We start from the raw sequence: 26614 nt of genomic DNA, 5'->3' as shown, positions 1-26614 counted from the left end.
ATAAAGTCCGCTTTTTCCTGATGAGCGACTGCAATGCGAATTCTGATGGTGGCGCTGGCCGTGACAATGCTGGCCGGGTGCGCGGGCTCGGTGATGAGCGACGCCCGCAGCAAACCCCCGTACAAGACCCTGAACTCGGACAAGCCGGAAAAAGTCGTGGCCCAGTGCGTGCAGTTTTCCTGGCAGGACGAAGCGGTGTTCGGTGTCGATGCCAGCGGCTATCTGCAGCCAGGCGAGAAGGGTGGCACGACCGTGTACACGCGTTCGGCGGAGTCCTTCGTGGACGTGACCACCGATGCGTCAGGCACGGTGCTGAGTTATTACGCGCAGCAGGATGACTTCGTCGCCAAACGCCGGTTGGCGGCGTTGGCAACGTGCCTGTGATCTAAACGCTAGAGTAATACCTCCCACAGTTTTATTTGTTGTGATCAGACAGGCGCTTCTGGAAGAAGACGCGCTTGTGCCCCGGCGGGTAGTCGACGATCTGGCCCAGCTCGCTATAGCCGTGCTTCTTGTAGAACTCCGGTGCCTGGAAGTCGAAGGTGTCGAGCCAGACCCCAACGCAGCCCTTTTCCCGCGCCAGGTCTTCGGCCATCTGCATCAGCTTCGAACCCATACCTTGTCCACGCGCCTGTTCCGGTACCGACAGCAGTTCGATGAACAGCCACTGATAAAGCATGCGCGCGTAGAGTCCGCCGAGAATTTCGTCGTTTTCACCACGGACCAGCAGCGCGATCAATTCGGAGTTCCCCGGTCCCGCCTGCAAGGTGTTGTAGTCACGCAACGGGGCCAGGATCGCCTCGCGTTCTTCATTCGTGGGGCTTTGTGTCAGCTCGATACGCAAGGTCATGACTATATCCTTATGCAGTGAGGTCGCAGCCTATCTTGGTCATGGCGATTGATCCATCCCCCCGGTAGAAGTGGAACCGTCGCCTGCGCGCGGATGTCTAGCCTCAAGAAGCGTCATTCCAGAACGCGGCCGATGAGGACACTCCGTGAATATTTTCGAAGCCTTGCGCGAAAGCCACGAGCGCCAACGTACCTATGCCAAAGCACTGATCAAGACCAGCGGCGACACCCCGGAGCGGGTCGAGGCTTACAAACAGCTGAAGTCCGAACTGCAGGCTCACGAAACCGCTGAGGAACGGCATTTCTACATCCCGCTGATGGAGTTCGACAACGGCGTCGACCTCAGCCGCCATGCGATCGCCGAGCATCACGAAATGGATGAAATGATGGAAGAGCTGGACGAGACCGAGATGTCCAGCCCGGCGTGGTTGGCGACGGCGAAAAAACTATCCGAAAAGGTCCACCATCACCTCGAGGAGGAAGAGCAGAAGTTCTTCCAGATGGCCGGCAAGTTGCTCGACGACAAGCAGAAGGAGACGCTGGCGAACCAGTATGTGAAGGAATACAAGGCGCAGCTTACTTGAGGAGGCCAGCGCCGGGCGTTTTCACCTAAGATGTCGATTCACTGAAAAAACAGGATGCGTTTTCATGTCCAACACAGCCGAGCGGGTCAACATCCTCGAGTCCCAGGTGTTGTCCCACGACTGGTACCTGCTGAAAAAAATCACTTTCGATTACCAACGCAATAATGGTGAATGGCAACGCCAGACCCGGGAAGTCTACGACCGTGGCAACGGCGCGGCGATTCTCTTGTACAACCGCGCAAGGAAAACCGTGGTACTGACCCGGCAATTCCGCCTGCCGGTGTTCGTCAACGGGCATGACGGCTTGCTGATCGAAGTGGCGGCTGGATTGCTCGACGGTGCTGCGCCCGAAGAGCGCATCCGCGCCGAAGCCGAAGAGGAAACCGGCTATCGCGTACACCATGTGCAGAAAGTGTTCGAGTCTTACATGAGCCCAGGCTCGGTGACGGAGAAACTGCACTTCTTCATCGCTGAATATGATGCGACTTCAAAGGTCAGTGATGGTGGCGGACTGGAGGAGGAAACCGAAGAACTGGAAGTGCTGGAGTGGTCGTTCGATAAAGCGCTGGAAGCTTTCTATCGCGGGGAGATCTGCGACGCGAAGACCATCATGCTGCTGCAATACGCCTCGATGAAAAACATCTTTGCGAGCTAAGTCATACTCCGTCCTGTGGTGAGGGGATTTATCCCCGTTGGGCTGCGAAGCGGCCCCCCAGCGTCCGTTCAAACAAATTGAGTTGTCTGGATTTGCGACTGCTTCGCAGCCGAACGGGGATAAATCCCCTCGCCACAAATTGAATAGCATTACTCACCTCAAGGGGCCGGTCAGGTCGAAAACAAGTCATTCATCCTGCCGGCGTCTGTCCACTCGCATCCTTCCAGCGTCAGCAACATCTCCTTCGCCTCCAGCCCACCGGCAAACCCCGTCAGTTTCCCCGACGCACCAATCACCCGATGACACGGCGCAATGATCGAGATCGGATTTTTACCATTCGCCGCACCCACCGCCCGCACCGCGCTCGGGTTGCCGATCTGTTCGGCGATCTGGCTGTAGCTGCGGGTCTCGCCGAATGGAATGGTCAGCAACGCTGCCCAGACCTTCTTCTGAAATTCCGTTCCGGCAAAATCCAGCTCCAGTTCGAAACGCTGGCGCGTGCCGGCGAAGTATTCGCGCAGTTGCCGGGCGGTGCGCATCAGGATCGGGTTGTCCGGCGCTTCGCTCATCGGACCGAGGCGCACCCGGCCGGGTTTGTCGTTTTCCCAGAGGATGGCCGCCAGTCGTGAACCGTTCGCCACCAGCTTCAATTCGCCGACCGGTGACGCGAGGGTGAGGTACGTATAGGTCATGCCGCAGACTTCGCCGATGTGCTGAACAGGCGTTAAGCATACTGCCTCGCCGGGGAGGCGCAATACGCAATCCCGACCATACTGCGTACTGCTCTTGATGCGTTTTCCTACTTAAAAACAAAAAGAGACTGACTCATGAAGTACGAACCTTTTGCCAAATCGCTGATCGCGACCTCATTGGCGCTCAGCTGCCTCATGGCCCACGCAGCCTCCGTGGCGCCGGTCGCGGCCGAAAACGGCATGGTGGTCACCGCGCAGCATCTGGCCAGTCACGTGGGTGTGGATGTGCTGAAGAACGGCGGCAACGCCGTCGATGCCGCGGTCGCGGTGGGGTATGCGCTGGCGGTGGTGTATCCCGCGGCGGGCAACCTGGGCGGCGGCGGTTTCATGACCATTCAGCTGGCCGATGGCCGCAAGACCTTCCTCGATTTCCGCGAAAAAGCTCCGCTGGCGGCCACTGCCGACATGTACCTCGACAAGGCGGGCAATGTCATTCCGGACTTGAGCACCCGCGGTCACCTGGCCGTCGGCGTGCCGGGCACCGTCTCCGGCATGGAACTGGCCCTGAGCAAATACGGCACCAAGCCCCGCAAGGAAGTCATCGCCCCGGCCATCAAGCTCGCCGAGGACGGTTTCGTGCTGGAGCAGGGCGATGTCGAGTTGCTGGAGTACGCCACCGACGTGTTCAAGAAGGACATGAAGGATTCCGGCTCGATCTTCCTGAGCAACGGCGAACCGATGCAGGTCGGGCAGAAACTGGTGCAGAAAGACCTCGGCAAAACCCTGCGGGAAATTTCCGAGAAAGGCAGCGACGGTTTCTACAAAGGCTGGGTGGCTGACGCCATCGTCACCTCCAGCCAGGCCAACAAGGGCATCATCAGCCAGGCCGACCTCGACAAGTACAAGACCCGTGAACTGGCGCCGATCGAATGCGACTACCGCGGCTACCACGTGGTTTCGGCACCCCCACCGAGTTCCGGCGGCGTGGTGATCTGCCAGATCCTGAACATCCTCGAAGGCTATCCGATGAAGGATCTGGGCTATCACTCGGCCCAGGGTATGCACTACCAGATCGAAGCGATGCGTCACGCCTATGTCGATCGCAACAGCTACCTGGGCGATCCGGACTTCGTGAAAAACCCGATTGCCCACCTGCTCGACAAAAACTACGCCACCCAACTGCGCCAAGCCATCCAGCCGCAAAAGGCCGGCGTCTCCAAGGATCTCAAGCCTGGCGTGGCGCCCCATGAAGGCAGCAACACCACCCATTACTCCATCGTCGACAAATGGGGCAATGCGGTGTCGGTGACCTACACCCTCAACGACTGGTTCGGTGCCGGGGTCATGGCCAGCAAGACCGGGGTCATCCTCAACGATGAGATGGACGACTTCACCTCGAAAGTCGGCGTGCCGAACATGTATGGCCTGGTGCAGGGCGAAGCCAACGCCATCGCCCCCGGCAAGGCGCCGCTGTCGTCCATGAGCCCGACCATCGTCACCAAGGACGGCAAAGTGGTGATGGTCGTCGGCACGCCCGGCGGCAGCCGCATCATCACCGCGACCTTGCTGACCATGCTCAACGTGATCGACTACGGCATGAACATTCAGGAAGCGGTCGATGCGCCGCGTTTCCACCAGCAATGGCTGCCCGAGGAAACCAACCTGGAGAACTTTACTACCAGCCCGGACACGGTGAAGCTTCTCGAAAGCTGGGGCCACAAGTTTGCCGGTCCCCAGGACGCCAACCACCTGGCGGCGATCCTCGTCGGGGCTCCGTCGCTGGAGGGCAAACCCGTGGGCAAGAACCGCTTCTACGGCGCCAACGATCCACGGCGCAACACCGGGTTGTCGCTGGGTTACTGACGGTTGTGTTTGAAAGGGGGGCAGACTTATGTTTGTCCCCTGGTTTTTCAACTCATCAAGGAAGGCATCATGACCACCGCACTGTTAATCATCGACGTTCAGCAGGCCCTGTGTTCCGGCGAATACGAGTGCTTCGAGATCAGGCGCGTCATCGACACCATCAACGGCCTCAGTGCCCGGGCGAGAAAAGCCGGGGTTCCGGTGGTGCTGATCCAGCACGAAGAAGAGGGCGATCTGTTGAAACACGGTGCCCCCGGCTGGCAACTGGCCGAAGGGCTGCAAACCTCACCGGACGATCATCGCGTACGTAAAACCACCGGTGATTCGTTCTATCAGACCAACCTGCAGAACCTGGTACCCGTGCAAGACTTCGAACGCCTGGTCATCTGTGGTCTGCAAACCGATTACTGCGTGAACGCCACCGTGCGTCAGGCGCATCAACTGGGTTACGACGTGGTGCTGGCCGCCGACGCGCATTCCACCGTCGACAATGGCAATGTGACTGCCGAAGACATCATTGCCGAGCACAACAAGGATTGGGCGGACCTGAGTGGTTCGGTGGCCAGAATTGACGTGATCCCGGCCAAAGACGTCCAATTCTGAAACCACCGCAATCCCTGTGGGAGCGAGCCTGCTCGCGAAGACGGCGTGTCAGCCAACATCAATGTGATTGAAAGACCGCTTTCGCGAGCAGGCTCGCTCCCACATGAGTTGTGTGTTCAAGGCGAGCCGAAGATGTCGATCAACTCATTCAAAAAAGCACTGACCAGATCCCGCTGCCGCGCCGAGTGCCGCACCGCTGCGTGAAAGCCCACCTCATAGCGCAGCAACTCGGGATTGAGCGGATGCAACTGCCCCAGCTGTTCATGCCGGGCTGCATAGTGCTGCGGCAGGAAACCCAGGTGTTGACCCGACAGGATGAGCAGGGCAGCGCCGTCCATGCTGTCGGTGAGTACGGTCAGGCGTTCGATTGACGTCGGCGCCGGCATTTCCGGCAACGGGTGGCTCGGCCAGACCCAGTCGTAGTGGCTGACATCCTCGCGGGTCAGTGCCCCCACTTGCTCGAACAACGGGTGTGACGGCGCGCAATAGGCGATCTGGGTTTCCTGGAACAACGGGAAGTAATCGATATTTGGCAAGCGGTGCCAGAAATACCCGATCGCCAGATCGATATGGCTGTTGATGATTTTCTCTTCCAGCAGCGACGACGACAATTCGGTGAAATGGAAGTACAGGCCTTCATGCCGAGCCCGCAAACGTGCGATGGCCAAGCCGATTTTCTTGTTCGCCACCGGATCGATCTGCCCCAGCAGGCCGATGTTGATGTTGCCCGAGACCTTGCGGTTGATGTGCTGGACTTCGACCCGAAAGCCCTCGGCTGCCGCCAGCAGGCGCCGTGCGGCCTCGACGAACTGGCCACCCTTGGGCGTCACCGAAAAACCGCCGCGACCGCGTTCGCACAAACGAAACCCTACCCGTGCCTCCAGCGTCGCCAGCTGCGCGCTGATGGTCGGCTGCGTGGTATTGAGGGCGGTTTGCGCCGCCGAAATCCCGCCGGCCTCGACGACCGTGAGAAATACCCGGATCAAGCGCAAATCCAGCTCCGTTACAGTTCCCAGCATGGGGGCTCCCGACAGTCGATTACATAGATACAGATCTATGTGAACAGTGTGTTTGCAATATTTTACCGAACAGGCCTTCGCCATACATTGCAGGGAAACCAGGGGCATCGTCAGCTTTTTCTGGCGTTTCACCGGATCTGGATGTTGTACCGGCCTCTGCACCCACAACAAAAACAATCATCTGCATAGGAACCATCGTATGTCAGGGTCCCCACTTTCCGCGCACGCCGCCGAGGCTGGCAGCGGGTTGGCCATCGAAGGCCACTCGATCGACTACATCCCGGAAAACGAACGTCACGCCAAACTCAGTAGCCAGGGGCCGTTCTGGTTTCTCGGCAATTTCCACTTCTTCACCATCTCCATCGGTTTCGTCGGGCCAAGCCTTGGCTTGTCGGCGCTGTGGACCCTGCTGGCCGGTGCGCTGGGCATCATGTTCGGCACTGTCTTCATGGCGTTCCACGGCTCACAAGGTCCGGAAATGGGCCTGCCGCAAATGATCCAGTCCCGCGCCCAGTTCGGCTATCGCGGGGTGATCCTGGCGTTGATGGCGACGATGTTTGTGTTCGTCGGGTTCAACGTGGTGAACATCTCGTTGATCATGAACGGGCTTGAGCATGTGTTTGGCGTTGATCCGACCATTGTCGCCGTGGTCGTGGTGCTGATCGGTGCGTTGCTGTCGATCTACGGGCACGACCTGATGCACAAGGCTTTCAAGTGGGCGTTGCTGGCGACCTTGCCGCTCTATGCACTGGTCACCATCGCCCTGATGTTCGGCGCAGGTTCCGAAGGCGTCACCCCGGCGACTGATCTGGGCTTCAGCTGGATTGCCTTCGCCACGTTGTTTGCCATCGGCGCCAGCTACAACATTTCCTATGCGCCTTACGTATCCGACTATTCCCGGTACCTGCCGAAAAACACCAGCCGGCCGAAACTGATCGCGGCGGTGTTCATCGGCGCCTCGTTGTCGGGTAGCTGGATGATCGGCCTCGGTGCCTGGCTGGCCCAGGAACTGAAAGCGGCAGATGCGCTGGTGGCGTTGAATCAGGTCGGCTCTTCGATGATTCCGGGGCTGGGCAATTTGCTGGTGGTGGTATCGGTGGCCGGCTTCCTGCCGATCATCGCGCTCAACACCTACAGCGCCATGCTGACCTTGCTCACCGGTGTCGACTCGATCAAAAAAATCACCCCGACACCCCGTGCCCGGGTGCTGTCGATCAGCGTGATCAGCCTCATCCTGTTGACCTGCGTGCTGTCGATCAAGGGTGACGGCATCGCGCTGTTGAACACCTTCCTGGTGTTGCTGCTGTACTTCCTCGTGCCGTGGACCGCGGTCAATCTGGTGGACTATTTCTTCGTGCGCAAAGGTCGCTACGCGATCCCGCATTTCTTCACGCCGAAGGGCATTTATGGTGCCTGGCAATTTCGCGGCATCGTCGCCTACCTGATCGGCTTTGCCGCCATGGTGCCGTTCTTCTACATCTACGATGCCGCGGCCGGCAAGGAAGTGTTCGTCGGCCCGCTGGCGCGGATGCTCGAAGGCGTGGACATCGCCTGGCTGGTGGGGCTGGTGGTGTCGGGCCTGACTTACTACATCCTCAGCCGTTCGCTGGACTTGAAAGCCGAACGCCGGGTCATCGACGCGATCACCGAGGACGACATCGTCGCCATGACCCATCAATCCGCGGAGACCGTGCGTTGAGTATTGCCAAGAGTACCCTGGTCGCCTGCTGCCAACTGGCACCGAAAATCGGCGACCTCGCTTACAACCGTACCCTCACCGAACGGGCGATCCGCTCGGCGGCGCTGCAGGGCGCCCAGGTCGTGGTACTGCCGGAACTGGTGCAGAGCGGCTACCTGTTTGCCGACCGCGAAGAAGCCCTGGCCCTGAGTGAAACCCGTGACGGCCCGACCCTGAGCCTGTGGCAGGCATTGGCTCGGGAATTGAACGTGGTCGTGGTGGGCGGTTTCTGTGAGCGGCTGGACGACGATGAACTGGCCAACAGCGCGGCACTGATCGATGCCCGGGGCTTGCGTGCGGTGTACCGCAAGGCGCATCTGTGGGATGGCGAAAAGGGCATCTTCAGCGCCGGGGATGCTGCGCCGCCGGTGGTCGAAACGATCCACGGGCGGATCGGCGTGCTGATCTGCTACGACCTGGAGTTCCCCGAGTGGGTGCGTCTCCCGGCCCTTGCCGGCGCCGACCTGATCTGTGCGCCGGTCAACTGGCCCGATGGCCCGCGACCGCAAACCGAGCGTCCGGCGGAGGTCTTGCGGGTGCAGGCCAACGCTTCGGTCAACCGCTTGTTCATCGCCGCCTGTGACCGTTATGGACATGAGCGCGGCGTGGGCTGGGTGCAGGGCTCGGTGATCGTCGATGCCGATGGTTATCCGTTGGCGGGGCCGGCGGAGCAGGGCGGCGAGCAGATTCTGCTGGCCACGCTGAACCTCGCCGAGGCGCGTAACAAGCGCATCAGTGAGCGCAATGACCTGCACCGGGATCGGCGGCCGCAGTTGTATGGCTTGAGCAGTGCGGTGCAGTGACGCTCGGCTCGGGAAAATTTGCTGCGCGCTGCTAGTCTTTTAGTTTGATCAATGATGAGTTGGATCCATATTGAGAGGCGGATATGGACGCAGGCAAAACCCGGCAAACGACCAGACGAAACCTGACGGCGGAACTGGTCGCCCATGTCGAACGGTTCGAGCCCGACCCCGGGCCTGACCCCGGCACCACCGAGCATACGCCGCAAGAAGTCGACGCGATGGTGGAGGTCCTTCTGCGGGAATACACGCCGAAGGATCTCTGGGTGTTCGCCTACGGCTCGTTGATCTGGAACCCGGAATTTCAATTCGACGAGTGCCGCAGCGCCACCGCTTATGGCTGGCATCGCTCGTTCTGCCTGACCCTGACCCGCTGGCGCGGCACTCGCGAATTGCCGGCGCTGATGCTGGCCCTCGATCGCGGTGGCAGCTGTCAGGGCCTGGCCTACCGGTTGCCCTCGCAGGATCACTTCAAACAGATCGGTCTGTTGCTGGCCCGGGAAATCGACGCCAACCCGCCCACCAACGTGGCGCGCTGGATATCGGTGAAAACGGCGTCCGGGCCACTGCGGGCACTGGCTTTTGTCGCGGCGCGGAACGGCAAGGCCTACGCCGGCAAGTTGCCGATGGACAAGGTCGCGCAAGTCCTGGCCCGCGCGGCAGGGCATTGGGGGTCGGCGGCGCAATACCTGTTCCGCACGGTGACCATGCTCAAGGAGCAAGGCATCCGTGACCGCAACATGAGTCGCCTCGAAGGTCTGGTCGCCGAGGAAATTGAAGCGTCGTTGCTGACGGCGAAAAATCCTTGAATGCCTGTAACGACTTATTTGCAGATGTACCCAATCCCCTGTGGGAGCTGGCTTGCCAGCGAAGGCGTCGCTTCAGCAAACATCAATGTTGTATGTGCCGGCCTCTTCGCGGGCAAGCCACGCTCCCACACGATTTGTGTTGTCCACCCATGCAGTGAACACAACAAATCCAGCTGATACAGAGGCATGGACGTCATTACAGCCCCTGTGGCATGGTCCAGGCCACAGATCAAGCAACGAACAGGACCGGCACAATGGAGGAGGGTAACCAGGGCGATGTCGACACCTCGATGACCACGCTCCAGGCGTTCAACCGTTGTGTGTTGCACCTGGGGCGTCTGGCACGGGAGCGGGGTGCCGCCGAGTTCATTGCCGACGGCCTGCAGGCGTTCCGCCCATTGGTGCCGTTCGCCTCGGCGTGGTGGGGCGAGATGTCTGCTTCGGCCGCCAGCACACCCCCGCAGAGCTGGATGCACGGGCGCATCGACCTGGCCGACTCCTTTGCCGCCCAATGGCAACAAAGTGCCGGCAGCGACAAATTCTCCCATGACACCTTGAGCCGCCCCGGCGAGGTCATCCGCGACAGCGGTTTCACCGACCCCGATGCCGAGGTGGACGCGTTCGCCCGGCGCCATGATCTCTACCACCCGATGTGCATCACCTTCGAGCTGCCGGAAAGTGGCCTGATGTTTTTCGTCTGTCTTTACCGTGGCGTTGCAGCGCCGGCTTTCAACGACCGCGAGGCCGATCTGTTTTCCGCGTTCTGCGATCACCTGTTGCAGCTGTGGCGCTTTCAGGTGCAGGACATGATCCGCGTCGACACCGGCAACGGCGCCACCGATTTCGCGGTCGCGCGGCTGGACGGAGGATTGCTCTACGTCGGCGCCGGGTTGTGTGCGGCCATTCAGCGGGAATTGCCCGGCTGGAACGGCTCGACGCTGCCCGCCGAAGTGATCGCACAATTGCCCAAGGCGCCTTGTGTCATGCGCCTGGGCCGCTCGGCGCTGACCCTGAGTCCGAATGCCGAACACGTCATCCTGTCCCTGGAAACACCGCCGCGCGGGGCGGTGCTGGCACCACGGGAGCGGACCGTCGCCATGCTGTTCGCCGCCGGGCACTCCTATAAGGAAATCGCCCGAATTCTCACCCTCAGCCCGGCGACGGTGCGCACCTACCTGCGTAACTGCTACCTGCAACTGGGGGTGAAGAGCAAGGTGGAGCTGGGCTCGGTCTTGCGCTCGACGGGTTCGCAGGGGGAGTCAGGTCGCCGGGAGGGTGTGTGAGGGTTCCATATTGTCCAGCACCCGATTCACCGCCAGCTCACCCAGCATGATCACCTGTTGAAGGGCCAACATCGTGTTGCGGTGCGTACCTTCCAACATGCCGGAAAATTCATTGGCCAACACGCTCGCCGAGGCGAGCGACTCACAGGCGTAGGCCAGTAGCGTTTGGTTGTTGATGTCAGGCGCAACGACAAAAAGGGCGCTGGGCGGGAGTTTGGTGGTCATGTCAGGAGGCGGTGGATTCAGGTAATGGTCAAGTGCGTTGTTGACAGCCTGGTGCAGCTTTTTCGAAGGCGTGGAGACATAGGGGGCCGTGCTTTCTACTTCTGATCGGGTGAGGACGTCGGGGATCTTGCGCATGGTGAATCTCCGTGAAGTGTTGGTGGAGCTATCACGCTAACGGTCACGCTTCCGACGGCCAACCCTAAAAACATGTCGGATGCTTCCGGGTTTTTCTGGCAGTTTTCATCAAGGACGGGGGTAGAATTTCAACCCGTTAAACACTGTTCGAAAGGGTGTGTTTAATCGCGGTCGGATTCACTTCCTGAAAGCTACAAAGCCTTGCGGCGTTGCCTACGGGTACGCCAGAATCCGCCGGCTTGTGCGCTTTGGACCCCCTCGGTAACTTGATTCGCGTCACTGCCCATCAGTGATCGGGTTTAGCAGCCCGTGGTATTACGAACGCACTTGCATCCAGAGTCAGGTCATTCCATGCCTGCACTTTATGGTAGCTGTGCACAGGGCGCCCTCGGGCGCGCCGGTTTCGTTCTCCCGGTCTGCTAACCTGCGCACAGCTGCCACCCATCGTTTAGCAGCGACTCGGTGACGGCCCCATACGAGAGAGCGAAATATGAAAAAGCCTTCACCAAACCCGCCGGATATCGATCCAGCATCCCCCTACGAACCCGATTCAAAAAAACTCAACGAGGCCGCCGAACGCGCCCTCGATTATCACTTCCCGTCGATTGCCGACATCAAGGCCACACCGCGCACGCCGAGTACCCTGTTTACCGTCGATCCAAAGGTCACGACTGAAACCCTGATGGTTTACCTGGTCGAGACACTGGCCTCTGTGGATGTGATGGTCCATCAACTGGTGGATCATCTGGACGGGGGAGACCGCAATGCCCTGCTGGGCATTTCCAACAGCGTCATGCTGGCGGAGATCACGGCAAACCGTGTACTGGACCAGATCGATCCGCCTGAATAGTTCTTCGATAAATCAAAAAAATCACCTCACCCCTCCTCATTTGCAGAGGTCCGTCCGCTCACCGCGCCCTATAGGGTATGCCCTGCATATCAAGGACATACGCGCCGTCCGGTCGAGTCCTTGCAAAACAATAAAAAGGGGTGAGGCAATTGAAATTGTCCAGGCTATTTATCGCGGTGGCCGGCGCAACGGCCGTTTCCTGTGTGGCGCTGGTGGGGTGCCAGAGTCAGGGTTCGACCAGCGCCGACATGGTCATGCGCAACGGTTATGTGTACACCGTCGACGGTAAAAATCCGGTGCAGCAGGCGGTGGCGGTTAGGGTGAAGCCAAGGTCGCGCCGGGGGTGAGCATGCGTCACGTCAAACTGTTCATGGACGGCATCATCAACGCGCCGGCCGATACCGGGGCGATGTTAACGCCGTATCTGCACAACGCCGGCACCGAAAAAACGCCGAAATGGACGCCGGGGAAAAACCGGGGCGAGCTGTACTTCCCGTCGCAAGTGCTCAATCCATTGTTGCTCAAAGCGGTGCAGGCCGGTCTCGATCCGCACCTGCACGCCACCGGCGACCGGGCGGTGCGCGATTCGCTCGATGGCATCGAATACGTGCGCCGGCAATTACCCGGCAATCCCTTCCGCCCGGCCATCACCCATGCCGAATCGGTGGACCCTGCCGACTACGGGCGGTTCAATGCGCTCGACGTCACCGCCAACATGTCCTTCCAGTGGGCACAGCAGGCGCCGTCCACAGTGGACGGCACCAGCGATCACCTCGGTGCCGAACGGTTCGCGCGCATGGAACCGTCAGGCAGCATCGCCCGTGCCGGAGGCCGGGTGGCTTATGGCAGCGACTGGCCGGTGGATCCGCTTGACGAGTTCCTCGCGCTGAAAATCGGCGTCACCCGTTCCGGCGATCCGCAGAACCCGCACAGCTATGGCCCCAAGTACGCAGGCCGGCTCAATGCCGACCCGGCGCTGTCCCGTGCCGAGGTGTTGCGCACCATCACCCTCAACGCCGCCGAGCAGCTCAGGTTGGAACAAGTGGTCGGTTCGGTCGAAGTGGGCAAGTTCGCCGACCTGATTGTGCTGGATAAAAACTTCATGCAAGTGCCCGAGGAGGAACTGGGGCGCAATCAGGTGCTGATGACGATGGTAGGCGGCAAGGTGGTGTGGGCCAAGGCACCGTTTGTGGGGCAGGTGGCTGTTATCGAACAACAAAAATGACCTCGGTTACACACAATCCCACAGGGGAATGTGTGATGCCCTTCAATTTGGAAGAGAACAAGAATAATGACCCAGCAACAAAGTCCCCTGATCGAAACCCGTTCGATCGACTACATCCCCGAGGCCGAGCGCCATGGCAGCCTGTATAGCCAGTTCACCCTGTGGCTCGGGGCCAATCTGCAGATCACCGCGATTGTCACCGGAGCGCTGGCCGTGGTGTTGGGCGGTGATGTGTTCTGGTCGCTCGTCGGCTTGCTGATCGGCCAGGTGCTCGGCGGTGCCGTGGTGGCGCTGCATGCGGCGCAAGGGCCGAAACTCGGGTTGCCACAGATGATCTCCAGTCGCGTGCAATTCGGGGTGTACGGCGCGGCGATCCCGATTGTGCTGGTATGCCTGATGTACCTCGGCTTCAGCGCCACCGGCGCGGTGTTGTCGGGGCAGGCGATTGCCCAGTTGATCAGCGTCAGCGACAGTGCCGGCATCCTGATTTTCGCCGCCGGCATCGCCTTGCTGACGATGTTCGGTTACCGGGTGATCCACCTGGTCGGGCGGGTTGCCAGCGTGCTCGGCGTCATCGCGTTCGTCTATCTGTTTACCCGGTTGATGACGCTCAACGATATCGGCCTGTTGCTGCAAAACCGTCATTTCGCCTGGAGTACTTTCCTGCTGGCGGTGTCGCTGTCGGCATCCTGGCAAATCGCCTTTGGCCCGTATGTGGCCGACTATTCACGCTACCTTCCGAGCAAGACGTCATCGTGGAAAACCTTCGCCGCCGTCGGCCTGGGCACCGTGTTGGGCGCCCAGGCTTCCATGGTGCTGGGGGTGTTCGCCGCGGCATTGGCGGGGGCGAACTTCCGTGGTCACGAAGTGGCGACCATCGTCGGTTTGGGCAGCAGCGGGGTGATGGCTTCCTTGCTGTACCTGAGCGTGGTCTTTGGCAAGGTCACGGTGTCGACCCTCAATGCTTATGGCAGCTTCATGTGCGTGGCCACCATCATCACCGGTTTTCGCAGTCACCTGGCATTCAGCGCCCGCCAGCGCATGGTGTTCGTGTTGCTGATTGTCGCGGCGTCCACCACCCTGGCGCTGCTGGGGCAGTACTCGTTCCTCAACTCGTTCAAGTATTTCATCCTGTTCTTGCTGACGTTCTTCACCCCCTGGAGTGCGATCAACCTGGTGGATTACTACTTCATCAACAAGGAGCGTTATGACATCCCGGCCTTGTCCGATCCGGCCGGCCGATATGGCCGCTGGAACCTGCTGGGGATCAGCGTGTACGTGATCGGCGTGCTGATTCAGTTGCCTTTCGTCGACACCCATTTCTACTCCGGACCGATGGTCGCGCAGCTTGGTGGCGTAGACATCTCCTGGATCGTGGGACTGGTGGTGCCGGGCGTTCTGTATTACTGGCTGGCCCGGCCATCGGCGGTTGTCGTGCCCGTTGAAGGACGAACCAAAGCGTAAACAAGAAACATACGCAATAACGGCTACACTCGGTGATACGGCAACCACCGGGAAGGCGGGCGCACAGGCTATCTGGCGGGTGTGCCCCCCTGTAGGGGAAGGGTGTTGGCTAGAAAGGGACGGGTCATTATTATCCGCGTCGTTCTTAACCTACCCACAACGCTCTACCTTTCGGGCCTGCCGTTCATGGATGTTCTAGCACTTCTCTACCAATACCTGTTCAGGTGGGTGATCGCGCCTGTCAGCGACCAATTCCTTGGTCTTTTCGACCTTAACGGCCGGCTCTGCGTAGTCTTTCTATTCACGTCCTACGCCGTTGCCTACGGCCTGTTCCGCTGGCGCAAGTCCCGCGGGCTGACCGATGCGCCCACGTTCTGGCGGTTCATCGGCGGTAACCGCGTGCATTTTCATCCCTCGGCGCTGCTCGATTACCGCTACTACTTTGTGCGTGCGATCCTGAAAGTCATGCTGGTGGTGCCCATCGTCGGCCTCGTGGACCCGTACGTGTTGCGCTCAGGGGATTACGTGCGTTTCTTCACCCACCTGTGGGGCGCACGGGTGCAGGTGGAGCAGCAGCTTGGGTTGTCCTTGCTCTACGGTCTGGGGGTGTTCCTGTTGCAGGACTTCCTGCATTACTGGGCCCACCGCGCCTACCATTCGCGCTACCTGTGGGCGTTCCACAAGGTCCATCACTCGGCGCCGGTGCTGGTGCCGGTCACGGCCAGCCGGGTGCACTTCATCGAGAAAATGATCGAGCGGCTGATCGATATCGTGTTTATCAGCGCCTTCGCCGGCCTCTTCTGGTACGCCTGCGGCGGGGAGATCGACCGCTACACGCTGCTCGGTGTGACCTACATGGTGTTCATCTTCAACGCCCTGGCGTCCAACCTGCGGCACAGCCATGTCTGGCTGTCGTTCGGGCCGGTGGTCGAGCATGTGCTCAACAGCCCGGCGCAGCATCAGGTCCACCACAGCGACGCACCTCGGCACATCAACAAGAATTTCGGGGTCAACCTGTCACTCTGGGACTGGATGTTTGGCACGCTCTACGTCACGCGGTCCGAGCCCGAGGCCATCCGCTTCGGCACTGGCGAGGCGGATCAGCAGCGTTACCTGACACTCTACAGCCTGATCGTGACGCCGTTTGTCGAAACCGCGCGCACGTTGCGCAAATCCAGGCGCTCACCATCCCTGTGGGAGCGAGCCTGCTCGCGAATACGTCGGCACATTCAGTATTGATGTGACTGAAACACCGCCTTCGCGAGCAGGCTCGCTCCCACAGGTTTTTCACCGCTGACTGGGGCACGATCAGCGCTCGGGAAGGTTCCAGTGTTCGCGCAACTGCTCGTATTGCGCCTCGGGCAATTGCACCAGCAGCGGAGACTGGCGTGGGTCCAGCCAGTTGAACAGGCGCTCGATATCTGTCGGTGCCATGGCGGTACAACCCCGGGTCGGCGTCGTTGGGCCGCGCCAGATGTGGAAGAAAATGCATGAGCCGGCGGCGGGGGATGCCGGGGTGTTGTGTTCGATGAAAATGCCTTGGCGATACAAGTCATCGCTGCGCCGCATGCGTTCGGAACTGCTCCAGTCCTTGGCGACCGTCGAGCCGTCGACCAGTTGGTTGTAGCGTTTCGACTGGCTGTCATCCACGCATTCGATGGCCGGCGTCAGCGCGAGGTAGGGCAGTTTCGTTTCAGCTTTTGGGCCGTAACCGAACGCCGTACCCAGTTTGAAGATCCCGGCCGGGGCTTTACCGTCGCCTTCCTGTTTGATAGGTCCCTGACGTTTTTCAAGGCTGTCGGGTTCCTGGGCCCAACCCATTCCGTTTTTGCCCAGAACCACAGGAAAAGCGGCCTCGAGCTTTTCAAACCTGTTGTCGCGCCGTTCATAGCGCTGGGCAGTGCCCTGAATGTCATCCCAATGTTTGCTGGTGACGACGATCAACTGCCGACTGTCGCCGAGCCCCTGGGCCAGGGGTTCAAGCGGGGTAATGGGGAAGTCCATGACGGTCTTCAAGCCAGGATCGCGCGAGTATGTGAAATGCCACCACTCGGCGGAATAGCCAGTGAAGCCCTCTGCCTCCATGGCACGGGTGAGCCGCTGGCGATTTTCCATGGCTGTGGCGTTGATCAATGTCGTGTTGGTGTGGGCGCGCTCATCGAAGCAGTCAAAACCGGTACCCATGTCGACGGCGCCATCGTGCCAGCGCTGGCCATAAGGTGCCGTGCAATCGACGGGTGTGGCTGAAGGCGTCCAGGTGTCGGCGGGCAGGGCACCCGGACCGGTGAGGGTCAGGTCGACCGTGCCGCCCCTGGAGTGATTGGACACCCGTGCCACGTAGCCCAGGCGCCAGAAGTCCTGTTTGTCCACCCGTGGATAAAACTCGGCCTTGCGCGGGTCGCCCGGTTCCGTCGCAAAACGCCCCATGTCCGCCACCGCCCGACTGGGGCGATAGCAGTCGAATACCTTCAAACCATAGCCTTGCGCCCGCAATGCCGATTGCACCCGGGCGAGGGCCTTGGCGGCGTCCAGCGACAGCAGGCACTCCGCTGCTTCGTAGCCGTCGAGCGGGTGCCCGGTGAAGTTGTGGGCAGCGGCATAACGGATGTCCTGCTCGATGCCGGGATCGATCGTGCGCAGATAAACCATGTGCCCGGGCCTGTCTTCGGCACCGGCGAAGCCGGGCAGGGCGAGGCTCAGGAACAGGAGCAATGATCGAGCTGCATATGGCATCACGCCGGGCCTCCATGGTGGTGTTGGTGCAAAAAAAAACTGTGGGAGCGAGCCGGCTCCGGGCGGCGTTCCGACGAATGCGGTCTGTCAGTCGACATCAATGTAGCTGACATATCGCATTCGCGAGCAGGCTCGCTCCCACAAGGGACTGCCCTTACAAATCAGTCGCGGTAGACCGGGAAATCACTGCACAGGGCTGCCGCTTGCCGGGCGACCCGGGCCTCGATCCCGGTATCGCCGAGGTGGTCGAGAATGTCGCAGATCCAGCCCGCCAGTTCGATGCTCTGGGCTTCCTTGAAACCGCGACTGGTGATCGCCGGCGTACCGATGCGCAGGCCGGAGGTTACGAACGGCGACTGCGGATCATTGGGCACCGCGTTCTTGTTCACGGTGATGCCGGCACGGCCGAGCGCGGCGTCGGCGTCCTTGCCGGTCAGGCCCTGGCGAATCAGGCTGACCAGAAACAGGTGGTTGTCGGTACCGCCGGACACCACATCGTAGCCGCGCTCGATGAAGACCTGCGCCATCGCCTGGGCGTTGCGGATCACTTGCGCCTGGTAAGTCTTGAAGGCCGGCTCCAGCGCTTCCTTGAAGCACACCGCTTTGGCCGCGATCACGTGCATCAGTGGGCCGCCCTGGCCGCCGGGGAACACGGCTGCGTTGAGTTTTTTCTCCAGTTCCGCATTGGCCCTGGCCAGGATCAATCCGCCACGCGGACCGCGCAGGGTCTTGTGGGTCGTGGTGGTGACCACGTCGGCGAATGGAATCGGGTTCGGATACAGACCGGTCGCCACCAACCCGGCAACGTGGGCCATGTCGACGAACAGGTACGCGCCCACCTTGTCGGCGATCTGCCGCAAACGCGGGAAGTCCAGGGTCTTCGAGTAAGCCGAGAAACCGGCAATGATCATCTTCGGTTGATGCTCAACCGCCAGACGTTCGACTTCGTCGTAGTCGATCAACCCGGTCGCGGTGTCGATGCCGTATTGCACGGCGTTGTACAACTTGCCGGAAAAACTCACCTTGGCACCATGAGTCAGATGCCCGCCGTGGGCCAGGCTCATGCCCAGCACGGTATCGCCCGCTTGCAGCAACGCCAGGTAAACCGCGGCGTTGGCCTGGCTGCCGGAATGCGGTTGGACGTTGGCGTAATCGGCGCCGAACAGTTGCTTGGCGCGGTCGATGGCCAATTGCTCGACCACATCGACGTGTTCGCAACCGCCGTAATAACGCTTGCCCGGATAGCCCTCGGCGTACTTGTTGGTCAGGCCGCTGCCTTGCGCTTGCATCACCCGTTGGCTGGTGTAGTTCTCCGAAGCGATCAATTCGATGTGGTGTTCCTGCCGTGCGTCTTCGGCGTCCATCGCTGCCAGCAGTTCGTCGTCGTAGCCTTTGATCTGGTCGTGCTTGCTGAACATGGTGAGCCCTCTGCTTTCGTTGTTGTTGGACGTTGCTGTTCGCAAGGCTGATGCCAGTGTTGGTTATTTGTTTTAAAACAAAGGCTTATGATTGTTCTTGTATGGAATGGCGCGAGTGGGTCGTATTGAAATCAATACAGGCATGCAGGCATGAGTGAACGACGTCCAGGCTGTGCGGGTGATCAGGGGCTTGTCTTGAATTCACTACGGTGTATCGATTTGCATACACAGCCCTTGTGGGAGGAGGTTTGTCAGGGCTTCCCGGGTGAAGCCACTTTGCGCGAACAGGCCGCCAGATCCTCAAGAAATGCCTGGAGAATCGGCGGCGGTGCCGTGCCGCGCCGGGTGATCACGTCGAACGGTGACATCAGTTGCAGGCTCTGCGGGGCGAGCTGGTGCATCTCGCCGGTCTTGATCCACTGGGCGGCGAAATGGGCCGGCAGAAAGCCCAGGTAAGCCCCGGAGATGATCAGGATCGCCAGGGCCTCGATGTTGTCCACGGTCGCCGCCGCCTTGCTCACCCCCAGGTGTTCCAGGTCGTATTGCTGCATGTAGCCGCGCACGACAATGCGGCTGGTGCTGATTTCTTCAAGCAGCTCGTCACCTTCGGCCTGGCTGCCGAACAGCGGATGCCGCCGCCCGCAATACAGACCCAGCGCTTCCTGATACAGCGGTGAATGCTGCAACCCCGGCACATGGATCGGGAAGTGCCCGATGGCCAGGTGCAGGCGGCCGTCGAGCACCCGTTCCTCCAGTTCGGCAGGTTCGCCGACGTACACGCTCAGGTGCACATCGTGCCCGCGCGATACGAAGCGTTGGGTGGTGCGCGGGATCGGCGAATCGGGGTCGGTGATGGTGGTGTCGATGATCCCCAGGTTGAGCTTGCCGCTGATGTGCTGCTTGAGCACATCGGCGTCCATGCAGAAATTTTCCACCGCCGAGAGCAGGCGCTGGGTGGCCTCATGAATCGCCACGCCTTGCTCGGTCAGGCGAAAGCCACTGCGTCCACGCTGGCAGAGCTTGACCCCAAGCCGGGTCTCCAGATGGGTCATCTGTTCGCTGATGGTCGACTGGCCGGCGTTCAACGCCGCCTGCGCCGCGGAAAAGCCACCACAGCGGACAATCGTGGCAAACACCCTGAGCAATTTCAGGTCGACATCGTGCAGTTGAATCACCTTGGGCCTCCCGCCTGCGAATACATCGGCAATGCCGATATGAGTATCTGATGTTTAGCATTTTTTCCACGAAAAGCTGCGCCCATAGTCTTTCCAACGGCGGTCGCCTTGCAGTCCGCCCAGCCGATAACAAGAAGTGGAGAGGCTTGAAATGTCGAACAACGGTTATGAATCCGGCCGCCTGAACCTGCCATTCGTGGGGCATTGCACCTTCGGCAAATCCCCGGTGTGCACCGATTGGGATGCCCTGGACGCAGACGTGGCGGTGCTCGGCGTGCCCAACGACATGGGCACCCAGTGGCGCTCCGGCGCACGCTTCGGACCACGGGGCATTCGCGAGGCATCGACGCTGTTTTCCTTCGGCCATGCCGGCGCGTACGACCACGAAGATGACGTCATGTACCTGACCGCCGCCGACGTGCGCATGGTCGACGTCGGGGATGCCGACATCGTCCACACCGACATGGTCACCAGTAACCACAACACCGAATACGCGGTGCGCAAGATCCTCGATGCCGGCGTGATGCCGGTGGTACTGGGCGGTGATCACTCGGTGCATGCCCCGGTGATCAAGGCGTTCGAAGGGCGCGGTCCGATCCACATCATCCATTTCGATGCGCATCTGGACTTCGTCGACGAGCGCCATGGCGTGCGCTACGGCCACGGCAACCCGCTGCGCCGCGCCTCGGAAATGAACCACATCGTCGGCATGACCCAGATGGGCATTCGTAACGTGTCGTCGTCCAACCGCGATGACTACGAAGCGGCCCACGCGGCGGGTTCGAAGATTCTTTCGGTGCGCGACGTGCGTCGGCTCGGCGTCGACGGGGTGCTGGCGCTGATCCCGCAGAACATCAATTACTACATCACCATCGACATCGACGGTTTCGACCCGTCCATCGCCCCCGGCACCGGCACCCCCAGCCATGGCGGCTTCCTCTACTACGAAGTGCTGGAGATCATCCAGGCGCTGGCCAAACGCAGCCAGGGCAACATCGTCGGCATGGACCTGGTGGAAGTCGCGCCGGTGTACGACCCGACCGGCATGACCTCGATTCTCGCCGCGCAACTGCTGCTCAACAGCATCGGTTTCATCTTCCACGAGCGCGCCCAGGCGCGGCAGTCCATCAACGAAGCCACTCCGGCCTGAGAGCATAAAAATGGACACGATCGTCAAAAACTACCTGCAAAAATTCGGCGTCAGCGAAGCCACCCAAACCTTCCTCAGCAAGGTGCAGAAAATGTTCATCGGCGGTGCCTGGGTCGAAGCCAGCGACGGCCAGACCTCCGAGGTGATCGAACCCTCGACCGAAGGCCTGATCACCCGCATTCCCATGGGCACCACGCAAGATCTGGACCGCGCCGTACAAGCCGCCCGTGCCCAGTTCGACGGCGGCGCCTGGCGCCAGGCCAAACCGGCGGAACGCGAACGGCTGATACAGCGCCTGGCGGACCTGATCGAGCAAAACGCCTTTGAGCTGGCGCAGATCGAATCGATCGACATGGGCAAATCCGTGGCGTTCGCCAAGGATGTCGATATCCAGGGCACGGTCGACACCCTGCGTTACTTCGCCGGTTGGGCCACCAAGCTCCACGGGCGTACCGTCGAACCTTCGCTGCCGGGCAATTACCTGGCCTATACCCGCAAGGAAGCAGTGGGGGTGGTCGGCGCTATCGTGCCGTGGAATTTCCCGCTGCAAACCATGGCCTGGAAGCTTGGCGCGGCGCTGGCCACCGGTTGCACCGTGGTGGTCAAGCCCGCCGAACTGACCTCGCTCTCGGCCCTGCGATTTGCTGAGCTGGTGCAGGAAGCGGGCATCCCGGACGGCGTGATCAACATCGTCACCGGGCGCGGCAGCGTGGTCGGCGCGGCCATGGCCACCCACCCCGGCATCGACAAACTGACCTTCACCGGATCGACCCCGGTGGGCCGCACCGTCGGCCGCGCCGCGCTCGACGAAATGAAGCGACTAACCCTGGAACTCGGAGGAAAATCACCGGTAATCGTCTTGGCCGACGCAGACATTCCCGCCGCCGCGCAAGCGGTCGCCAATGGCGTGTTCTTCAACTCGGGGCAGGTATGCGACGCCGGTACGCGGGCCTATGTTCATCGCAGCGTCTACGACGAATTCCTGGGTGAACTGATCGCCTACACCCGGACGTTGAAGATGGCCCCGGGGCTGGACCCGGACTGTTTCATCGGCCCGCTGGTCTCGGCGTTGCAGAAGCAGCGCGTGACCGAGTACATCGAGACCGGCAAGCGCGAAGGTGCCGAACTGGTCTACGGCGGCCAGCCGGTCGAGGGTCCGGGTTTCTTCGTCGAGCCGACCATTTTTGCCCATTGCCGCAACGACATGCGCATCGTCCAGGAAGAGATCTTCGGCCCGGTGCTGGTGACCGCCGCGTTCGACGATGAAGAAGAGGCACTGGCCCTGGCCAATGACTCGCCTTACGGCCTGGCGGCGGCCCTGTATTCCAACGACCTTGGAAAAGTGCACAGCCTGATTCCGCGGTTGAAAGCGGGTTCGGTCTACGTCAACGTCCACGGCACCCTCGACCCGTCGATGCCGTTCGGTGGCTACAAGCAGTCGGGTTTCGGCAAGGACCTGGGCGCGGAGCAGCTCGACTACCTGCTCGAAACCAAGGCGGTGTGGATCACGCTGCCCGGCTGACCTTGACCCTGTAGGAGCGAGCTTGCTCGCGATGGTCGCCAACGATAACGCTGGCAGCCTGACACCCCGTGGTGTTCCTGGGTTCATCGCGAGCAAGCTCGCTCCTACAGGTTTGTCGGCACGGACGCGCCAAAAGAATGCGGTTATTTCGTCATGATCTTCCAACAATAAGAGACCATCATGAACATTGACGCCAAGCCTGCTCCGAGTCTGTCCATCCTCGACAACAAATCCGTGGTCGAGGGGCATTCCATCGATTTCATCCCTGAGAACGAGCGCACTGACAAACTGTCGAGCCAAGGCCCGTTCTGGTTCCTCGGCAATTTCACCTTCTTCACCATGACCATCGGCTTCGTCGGGCCGAGCGTTGGCCTGACGGCGCTCTGGACCACCCTGGCCGGCACGCTGGGCATCATGTTCGGCACGCTGTTCATGGCCTTTCATGGTTCGCAAGGTCCGCACCTGGGCCTGCCACAGATGATCCAGTCCCGGGCGCAGTTCGGTTATCGCGGGGTGATCCTGGTGCTGTTGGCGACGCTGTTCGTGTTCGCCGGTTTCAACATCGTCAATCTGGTGTTGATGATGCAGGGGCTGCACACGCTGTTCGGGTTCAGCCCCACGGTGATTGCGGTGGCGGTGACCATCCCGGCGGCGGTGCTGGCGATTCTGGGTCATGACTGGATGCACCGCAGTTTCAAATGGGCCCTGTACCTGTCGCTGCCGCTGTACGGCCTGGTGACGCTGGCAGTGTTGATGGGCTGGGTGCCGGATGCGGTGCTGCCACCACTCGCCGAAGGTGAAGTGGCCCCGGCGCCGCTGGGTTTCAACTGGACCGGCTTCATCGCGCAGTTCGCGGCGGCGGCGAGCTACAACATCGCTTACGCCCCGTATGTGTCCGACTATTCGCGTTACCTGCCGAAGAACACCTCCAGCGGCAAGTTGATCGCGGTGGTGTTCCTCGGTGCGTCGTTGTCCGGTGCATGGATGATTTCCGTGGGCGGCTGGCTGGCCGATCACCTGCACTCCACCGACGTATTGGTGGCCCTGGGGCAAGTCGGCAATACCGTGTCGCCGCTGATGGGCACCGCGGTTGTGGTCATCACCATCCTGGCGTTCCTGCCGGTGATTGCGATGAACATCTACAGCGCCAAGCTGACCACGCTGACCTGCATCGATTCCATCAAACACATCGAACCGACCCGCAAGGCGCGAATCCTGGCCATCGGTTTCGTGATCCTGCTGCAACTGGGCGTGGCCCTGAGCATCCAGAGTTCGGGCAAGGGCCTGTCGGTGCTCGGCATCTACCTGGTGGTGATGCTGTACTTCCTGGTGCCCTGGACCTCGGTCAACCTCACCGACTACTTCTTCGTGCGCAAGGGCCGCTACGCCATTCCGCACTTCTTCATGCCCCACGGCAACATCTACGGCAGCTGGGGCCTGCGGGGCATTGCCGCGTATGCCATCGGCTTCATCTCGATGATCCCGTTCTTCTACATCTACGACGGTGTCGAGCAGCGCGAGGTGTATGTCGGCCCGCTGGCCAAGGCGCTGGGCAGCATCGACATCGCCTGGCTGGTCGGGCTGATCGTGTCGGGGCTGGCGTACTACTGGCTGAGCCGCTCCATCGATCTCAAGCGCGAAGAAATCATCATCCAGCACATCGAAAAAACCTGCCCGCACTACACCACCGGCGACCCGCTGAGCAAACCCTCGTTGCCGGTGTTCAACGAATCGGCGGCTCGGAGATAAATCATGGCTACGCAAAAATACGACTACATCATCATCGGTGCCGGTTCGGCCGGTTGTGTGTTGGCCAACCGTCTCAGCGAAGACCCGGCCACGTCTGTGCTGGTGCTGGAATTCGGCGGCAGCGACCGCAGTGTGGTGATCCAGATGCCGAGCGCGTTTTCGATCCCGATGAACACCAAAAAGTACAACTGGCGCTACGAAACCGAGCCTGAGACGTACCTCAATGGCCGGCGCATTCACTGCCCGCGCGGTAAGGTGTTGGGTGGTTCGTCGTCGATCAACGGTTTGGTCTATATCCGTGGCCATGCCTATGACTTCGATGAGTGGGAAACCCTCGGCGCCCAGGGCTGGGGTTATAAAAATTGCCTGCCGTACTTCAAGCGTGCCGAGAGTTACGAGTCCGGTGGGGACAGCTATCGCGGGCAAACCGGCCCGCTGCACACCACCAACGGCAACCACATGAAAAACCCGCTGTACGGGGCCTGGGTCGAAGCCGGTGCCGAGGCGGGCTACATCAAGACCGACGACTGCAACGGCTTCATGCAGGAGGGCTTCGGGGCGATGCACATGACCGTGAAGAATGGTGTGCGTTGTTCCACCGCCAACGCTTATCTGCGCCCGGCCATGGGCCGCCCGAACCTGACCGTGATCACCCACGCGATGACCCGGCAGATCATCCTCGAAGGCAAGCGCGCGGTGGGCATCCGCTATGACCACAATGGCCAGACCCATGAGGTGTATTGCAACCGCGAAGTGCTGATTTCGTCCGGCCCCATCGGTTCGCCGCATTTGCTGCAACGCTCCGGCATCGGCCCGGCCGAGGTTCTGCGCAAAGCCGGGATCGAGGTGCGCCATGACCTGCCCGGGGTAGGGGAGAACCTGCAGGATCACGCCGAGGTGTACATCCAGTTCGGCTGCAAGGAGCCGGTGACGCTCAACAGCAAAATGGACCCCCTGAGCAAGTTGTTGATCGGCCTGCGCTGGCTGTTGTTCAAGGATGGCCTGGGCGCCACCAATCACTTCGAGGCCGGCGGTTTCATCCGCTCCGACAAGGGCCTGCGCTGGCCGGACATCCAGTTTCACTTTCTGCCGGCCGCCATGCGTTACGACGGCAACAAGCCGATCAAGGGCCACGGGTTCATGGTGCTCACCGGGCCGAATAAACCGAAAAGTCGTGGTTACGTGCGGGTGCGTTCCGCCGACCCGTATGAACACCCGGAAATCCGCTTCAACTACCTGCAACGCGAGGAGGATCGCGAAGGCTTCCGCCGCTGCATCCGCCTGACCCGTGAGATCATCGGCCAGAAGGCCATGGACCGTTTCCGCGACGGCGAAATCGCCCCTGGTCCGCTGGTGCAAACCGATGAACAGATCGACGCCTTCGTCCGTGACAACCTCGAAAGCACCTATCACCCTTGTGGCTCGTGCCGCATGGGCGAGGACGACATGGCGGTGGTGGATTCCGAGCTGCGGGTGCATGGCATTGCCGGGCTGCGGGTGATCGACTCCTCGGTGTTTCCGACCGAACCGAACGGCAACCTCAACGCCCCGACCATCATGCTGGCCGAGCGGGCGTCGGATCTGGTGCGCGGGGTGACGATGCTGCCGGCATCGCAGGTGCCGGTCGGGCTTGTGGAGAACTGGGAAAACAGCCAACGCTCGGCGTTACCGGGGCGTAACGTGCGGGTGTAGTGCAAGTCAATGTGGGAGCGAGCCGGCTCGCTCCCACATCTGATCGTCAGTGAACACAAAACTGCGGTACGACGCAGATCCATTGTGGGAGCGAGCCTGCTCGCGAAGGCGGAGTGTCAGTCGACATTGCGGGTGCCTGACCCACCGCTTTCGCGAGCAGGCTCGCTCCCACATCTGATCGTCAGTGAACACAAAACTGCGGTACGACGCAGATCCATTGTGGGAGCGAGCCTGCTCGCGAAGACGGAGTGTCAGTCGACATTGCGGGTGCCTGACCCACCGCTTTCGCGAGCCGGCTCGCTCCCACATCTGATCGTCAGTGAACACAAAACTGCGGTACGACGCAGATCCACTGTGGGAGCGAGCCTGCTCGCGAAGACG

At 60.8% G+C, this 26614-nt stretch carries 24 protein-coding genes and 1 pseudogene; 18 read left to right on the top strand and 7 right to left on the bottom strand.

Annotated features, from left to right (window positions below; genetic code table 11):
• Positions 1-33: 33 nt before the first annotated feature.
• Positions 34-384 carry a hypothetical protein gene (locus CKW21_RS03805; protein WP_095192688.1) on the top strand — a complete coding sequence of 117 codons (351 nt, stop codon included), beginning with the start codon at positions 34-36 and terminating at the stop codon, positions 382-384.
• 31 nt (positions 385-415) lie between these two features.
• Here the strand turns inward: CKW21_RS03805 and CKW21_RS03800 are convergent, their stop codons facing one another.
• Entirely contained in the window at positions 416-850 is a 435-nt protein-coding gene (locus tag CKW21_RS03800) for a GNAT family N-acetyltransferase (protein WP_095192687.1), read from the bottom strand.
• A gap of 145 nt (positions 851-995) precedes the next feature.
• Here CKW21_RS03800 and CKW21_RS03795 point away from each other — a divergent pair, with 145 nt between their 5' ends.
• Together CKW21_RS03795 and CKW21_RS03790 are read left to right on the top strand one after the other, a co-directional pair.
• Positions 996-1433, top strand: coding sequence for a hemerythrin domain-containing protein (locus tag CKW21_RS03795; protein ID WP_095192686.1), 438 nt, complete (start codon positions 996-998; stop codon positions 1431-1433).
• A gap of 64 nt (positions 1434-1497) precedes the next feature.
• A complete protein-coding gene (locus CKW21_RS03790; protein ID WP_095192685.1) occupies positions 1498-2088 on the top strand; it encodes an NUDIX domain-containing protein in 591 nt (196 codons plus the stop codon).
• A gap of 170 nt (positions 2089-2258) precedes the next feature.
• Here CKW21_RS03790 and CKW21_RS03785 read toward each other — a convergent pair whose 3' ends face one another.
• Entirely contained in the window at positions 2259-2780 is a 522-nt protein-coding gene (locus CKW21_RS03785) for a methylated-DNA--[protein]-cysteine S-methyltransferase (RefSeq protein WP_095192684.1), read from the bottom strand.
• Between the two features lie 135 nt (positions 2781-2915).
• Between CKW21_RS03785 and ggt the strand changes: the two genes are divergently transcribed.
• The gene (gene ggt / locus CKW21_RS03780; RefSeq protein WP_095192683.1) at positions 2916-4643 is read left to right on the top strand and encodes a gamma-glutamyltransferase; all 1728 of its coding nucleotides are present in this window, start codon (positions 2916-2918) and stop codon (positions 4641-4643) included.
• A 69-nt stretch (positions 4644-4712) separates the two neighbouring features.
• Positions 4713-5246 (top strand): cysteine hydrolase family protein, encoded by a 534-nt coding sequence (locus tag CKW21_RS03775; protein ID WP_095192682.1) that lies wholly within the window; start codon positions 4713-4715, stop codon positions 5244-5246.
• A 116-nt stretch (positions 5247-5362) separates the two neighbouring features.
• Here the strand turns inward: CKW21_RS03775 and CKW21_RS03770 are convergent, their stop codons facing one another.
• A complete protein-coding gene (locus CKW21_RS03770; protein ID WP_095192681.1) occupies positions 5363-6265 on the bottom strand; it encodes a LysR family transcriptional regulator in 903 nt (300 codons plus the stop codon).
• Positions 6266-6464: 199 nt separating this feature from the next.
• Here CKW21_RS03770 and CKW21_RS03765 point away from each other — a divergent pair, with 199 nt between their 5' ends.
• From CKW21_RS03765 to CKW21_RS03750, 4 genes are all read left to right on the top strand, one after another.
• Positions 6465-7964 carry a cytosine permease gene (locus tag CKW21_RS03765; RefSeq protein WP_095192680.1) on the top strand — a complete coding sequence of 500 codons (1500 nt, stop codon included), beginning with the start codon at positions 6465-6467 and terminating at the stop codon, positions 7962-7964.
• Entirely contained in the window at positions 7961-8806 is an 846-nt protein-coding gene (locus tag CKW21_RS03760) for a nitrilase family protein (protein WP_095192679.1), read from the top strand. The genes CKW21_RS03765 and CKW21_RS03760 overlap by 4 nt, the downstream gene beginning before the upstream one ends.
• A gap of 83 nt (positions 8807-8889) precedes the next feature.
• Positions 8890-9612, top strand: a complete 723-nt coding sequence (locus CKW21_RS03755; RefSeq protein WP_095192678.1) for a gamma-glutamylcyclotransferase — start codon at positions 8890-8892, stop codon at positions 9610-9612.
• A 254-nt stretch (positions 9613-9866) separates the two neighbouring features.
• Complete coding sequence (locus CKW21_RS03750; RefSeq protein ID WP_095192677.1) at positions 9867-10895, top strand: helix-turn-helix transcriptional regulator; 1029 nt, start codon at positions 9867-9869, stop codon at positions 10893-10895.
• Here the strand turns inward: CKW21_RS03750 and CKW21_RS03745 are convergent.
• A complete protein-coding gene (locus tag CKW21_RS03745) occupies positions 10872-11255 on the bottom strand; it encodes a DUF6124 family protein (protein ID WP_095192676.1) in 384 nt (127 codons plus the stop codon). The genes CKW21_RS03750 and CKW21_RS03745 overlap by 24 nt on opposite strands.
• Positions 11256-11745: 490 nt before the next feature.
• Between CKW21_RS03745 and CKW21_RS03740 the strand changes: the two genes are divergently transcribed.
• From CKW21_RS03740 to CKW21_RS03720, 5 genes and pseudogenes are all read left to right on the top strand, one after another.
• Entirely contained in the window at positions 11746-12105 is a 360-nt protein-coding gene (locus CKW21_RS03740; protein WP_095192675.1) for a DUF6124 family protein, read from the top strand.
• Between the two features lie 155 nt (positions 12106-12260).
• Complete coding sequence (locus tag CKW21_RS03735) at positions 12261-12452, top strand: hypothetical protein (protein ID WP_141232896.1); 192 nt, start codon at positions 12261-12263, stop codon at positions 12450-12452.
• Positions 12425-13330, top strand: a pseudogene (locus CKW21_RS03730) (amidohydrolase); the annotation flags it as partial. The gene CKW21_RS03735 and the pseudogene CKW21_RS03730, both read left to right, overlap by 28 nt.
• Positions 13331-13396: 66 nt before the next feature.
• The gene (locus CKW21_RS03725) at positions 13397-14794 is read left to right on the top strand and encodes a cytosine permease (protein WP_095192673.1); all 1398 of its coding nucleotides are present in this window, start codon (positions 13397-13399) and stop codon (positions 14792-14794) included.
• A gap of 186 nt (positions 14795-14980) precedes the next feature.
• Positions 14981-16033, top strand: coding sequence for a sterol desaturase family protein (locus CKW21_RS03720; protein ID WP_095192672.1), 1053 nt, complete (start codon positions 14981-14983; stop codon positions 16031-16033).
• A gap of 69 nt (positions 16034-16102) precedes the next feature.
• Here CKW21_RS03720 and CKW21_RS03715 read toward each other — a convergent pair whose 3' ends face one another.
• The 3 genes from CKW21_RS03715 to CKW21_RS03705 form a co-directional block, all read right to left on the bottom strand.
• Complete coding sequence (locus CKW21_RS03715; protein WP_095192671.1) at positions 16103-17527, bottom strand: M15 family metallopeptidase; 1425 nt, start codon at positions 17525-17527, stop codon at positions 16103-16105.
• Positions 17528-17688: 161 nt separating this feature from the next.
• Entirely contained in the window at positions 17689-18945 is a 1257-nt protein-coding gene (gene glyA / locus CKW21_RS03710; RefSeq protein WP_095192670.1) for a serine hydroxymethyltransferase, read from the bottom strand.
• Positions 18946-19196: 251 nt separating this feature from the next.
• The gene (locus tag CKW21_RS03705; protein ID WP_095192669.1) at positions 19197-20120 is read right to left on the bottom strand and encodes a LysR family transcriptional regulator; all 924 of its coding nucleotides are present in this window, start codon (positions 20118-20120) and stop codon (positions 19197-19199) included.
• A gap of 151 nt (positions 20121-20271) precedes the next feature.
• Here CKW21_RS03705 and speB point away from each other — a divergent pair, with 151 nt between their 5' ends.
• The 4 genes from speB to betA all read left to right on the top strand — a co-directional run bounded on the left by speB (position 20272) and on the right by betA (position 26233).
• Complete coding sequence (speB, locus tag CKW21_RS03700; RefSeq protein ID WP_095192668.1) at positions 20272-21270, top strand: agmatinase; 999 nt, start codon at positions 20272-20274, stop codon at positions 21268-21270.
• 10 nt (positions 21271-21280) lie between these two features.
• Positions 21281-22792, top strand: a complete 1512-nt coding sequence (locus tag CKW21_RS03695) for an aldehyde dehydrogenase (protein WP_095192667.1) — start codon at positions 21281-21283, stop codon at positions 22790-22792.
• Positions 22793-22972: 180 nt separating this feature from the next.
• Positions 22973-24541: a cytosine permease gene (locus CKW21_RS03690; protein WP_095192666.1), complete on the top strand. Its 1569-nt coding sequence runs from the start codon at positions 22973-22975 to the stop codon at positions 24539-24541.
• Positions 24542-24544: 3 nt separating this feature from the next.
• Entirely contained in the window at positions 24545-26233 is a 1689-nt protein-coding gene (gene betA / locus CKW21_RS03685; RefSeq protein WP_095192665.1) for a choline dehydrogenase, read from the top strand.
• Positions 26234-26614: the final 381 nt, after the last annotated feature.

Source organism: Pseudomonas sp. Irchel 3A7, assembly GCF_900187565.1.
Taxonomy (GTDB): domain Bacteria; phylum Pseudomonadota; class Gammaproteobacteria; order Pseudomonadales; family Pseudomonadaceae; genus Aquipseudomonas.
Note: the sequence above shows the minus strand (reverse complement) of the source record. Positions and strands in the feature narration are given on the sequence as shown.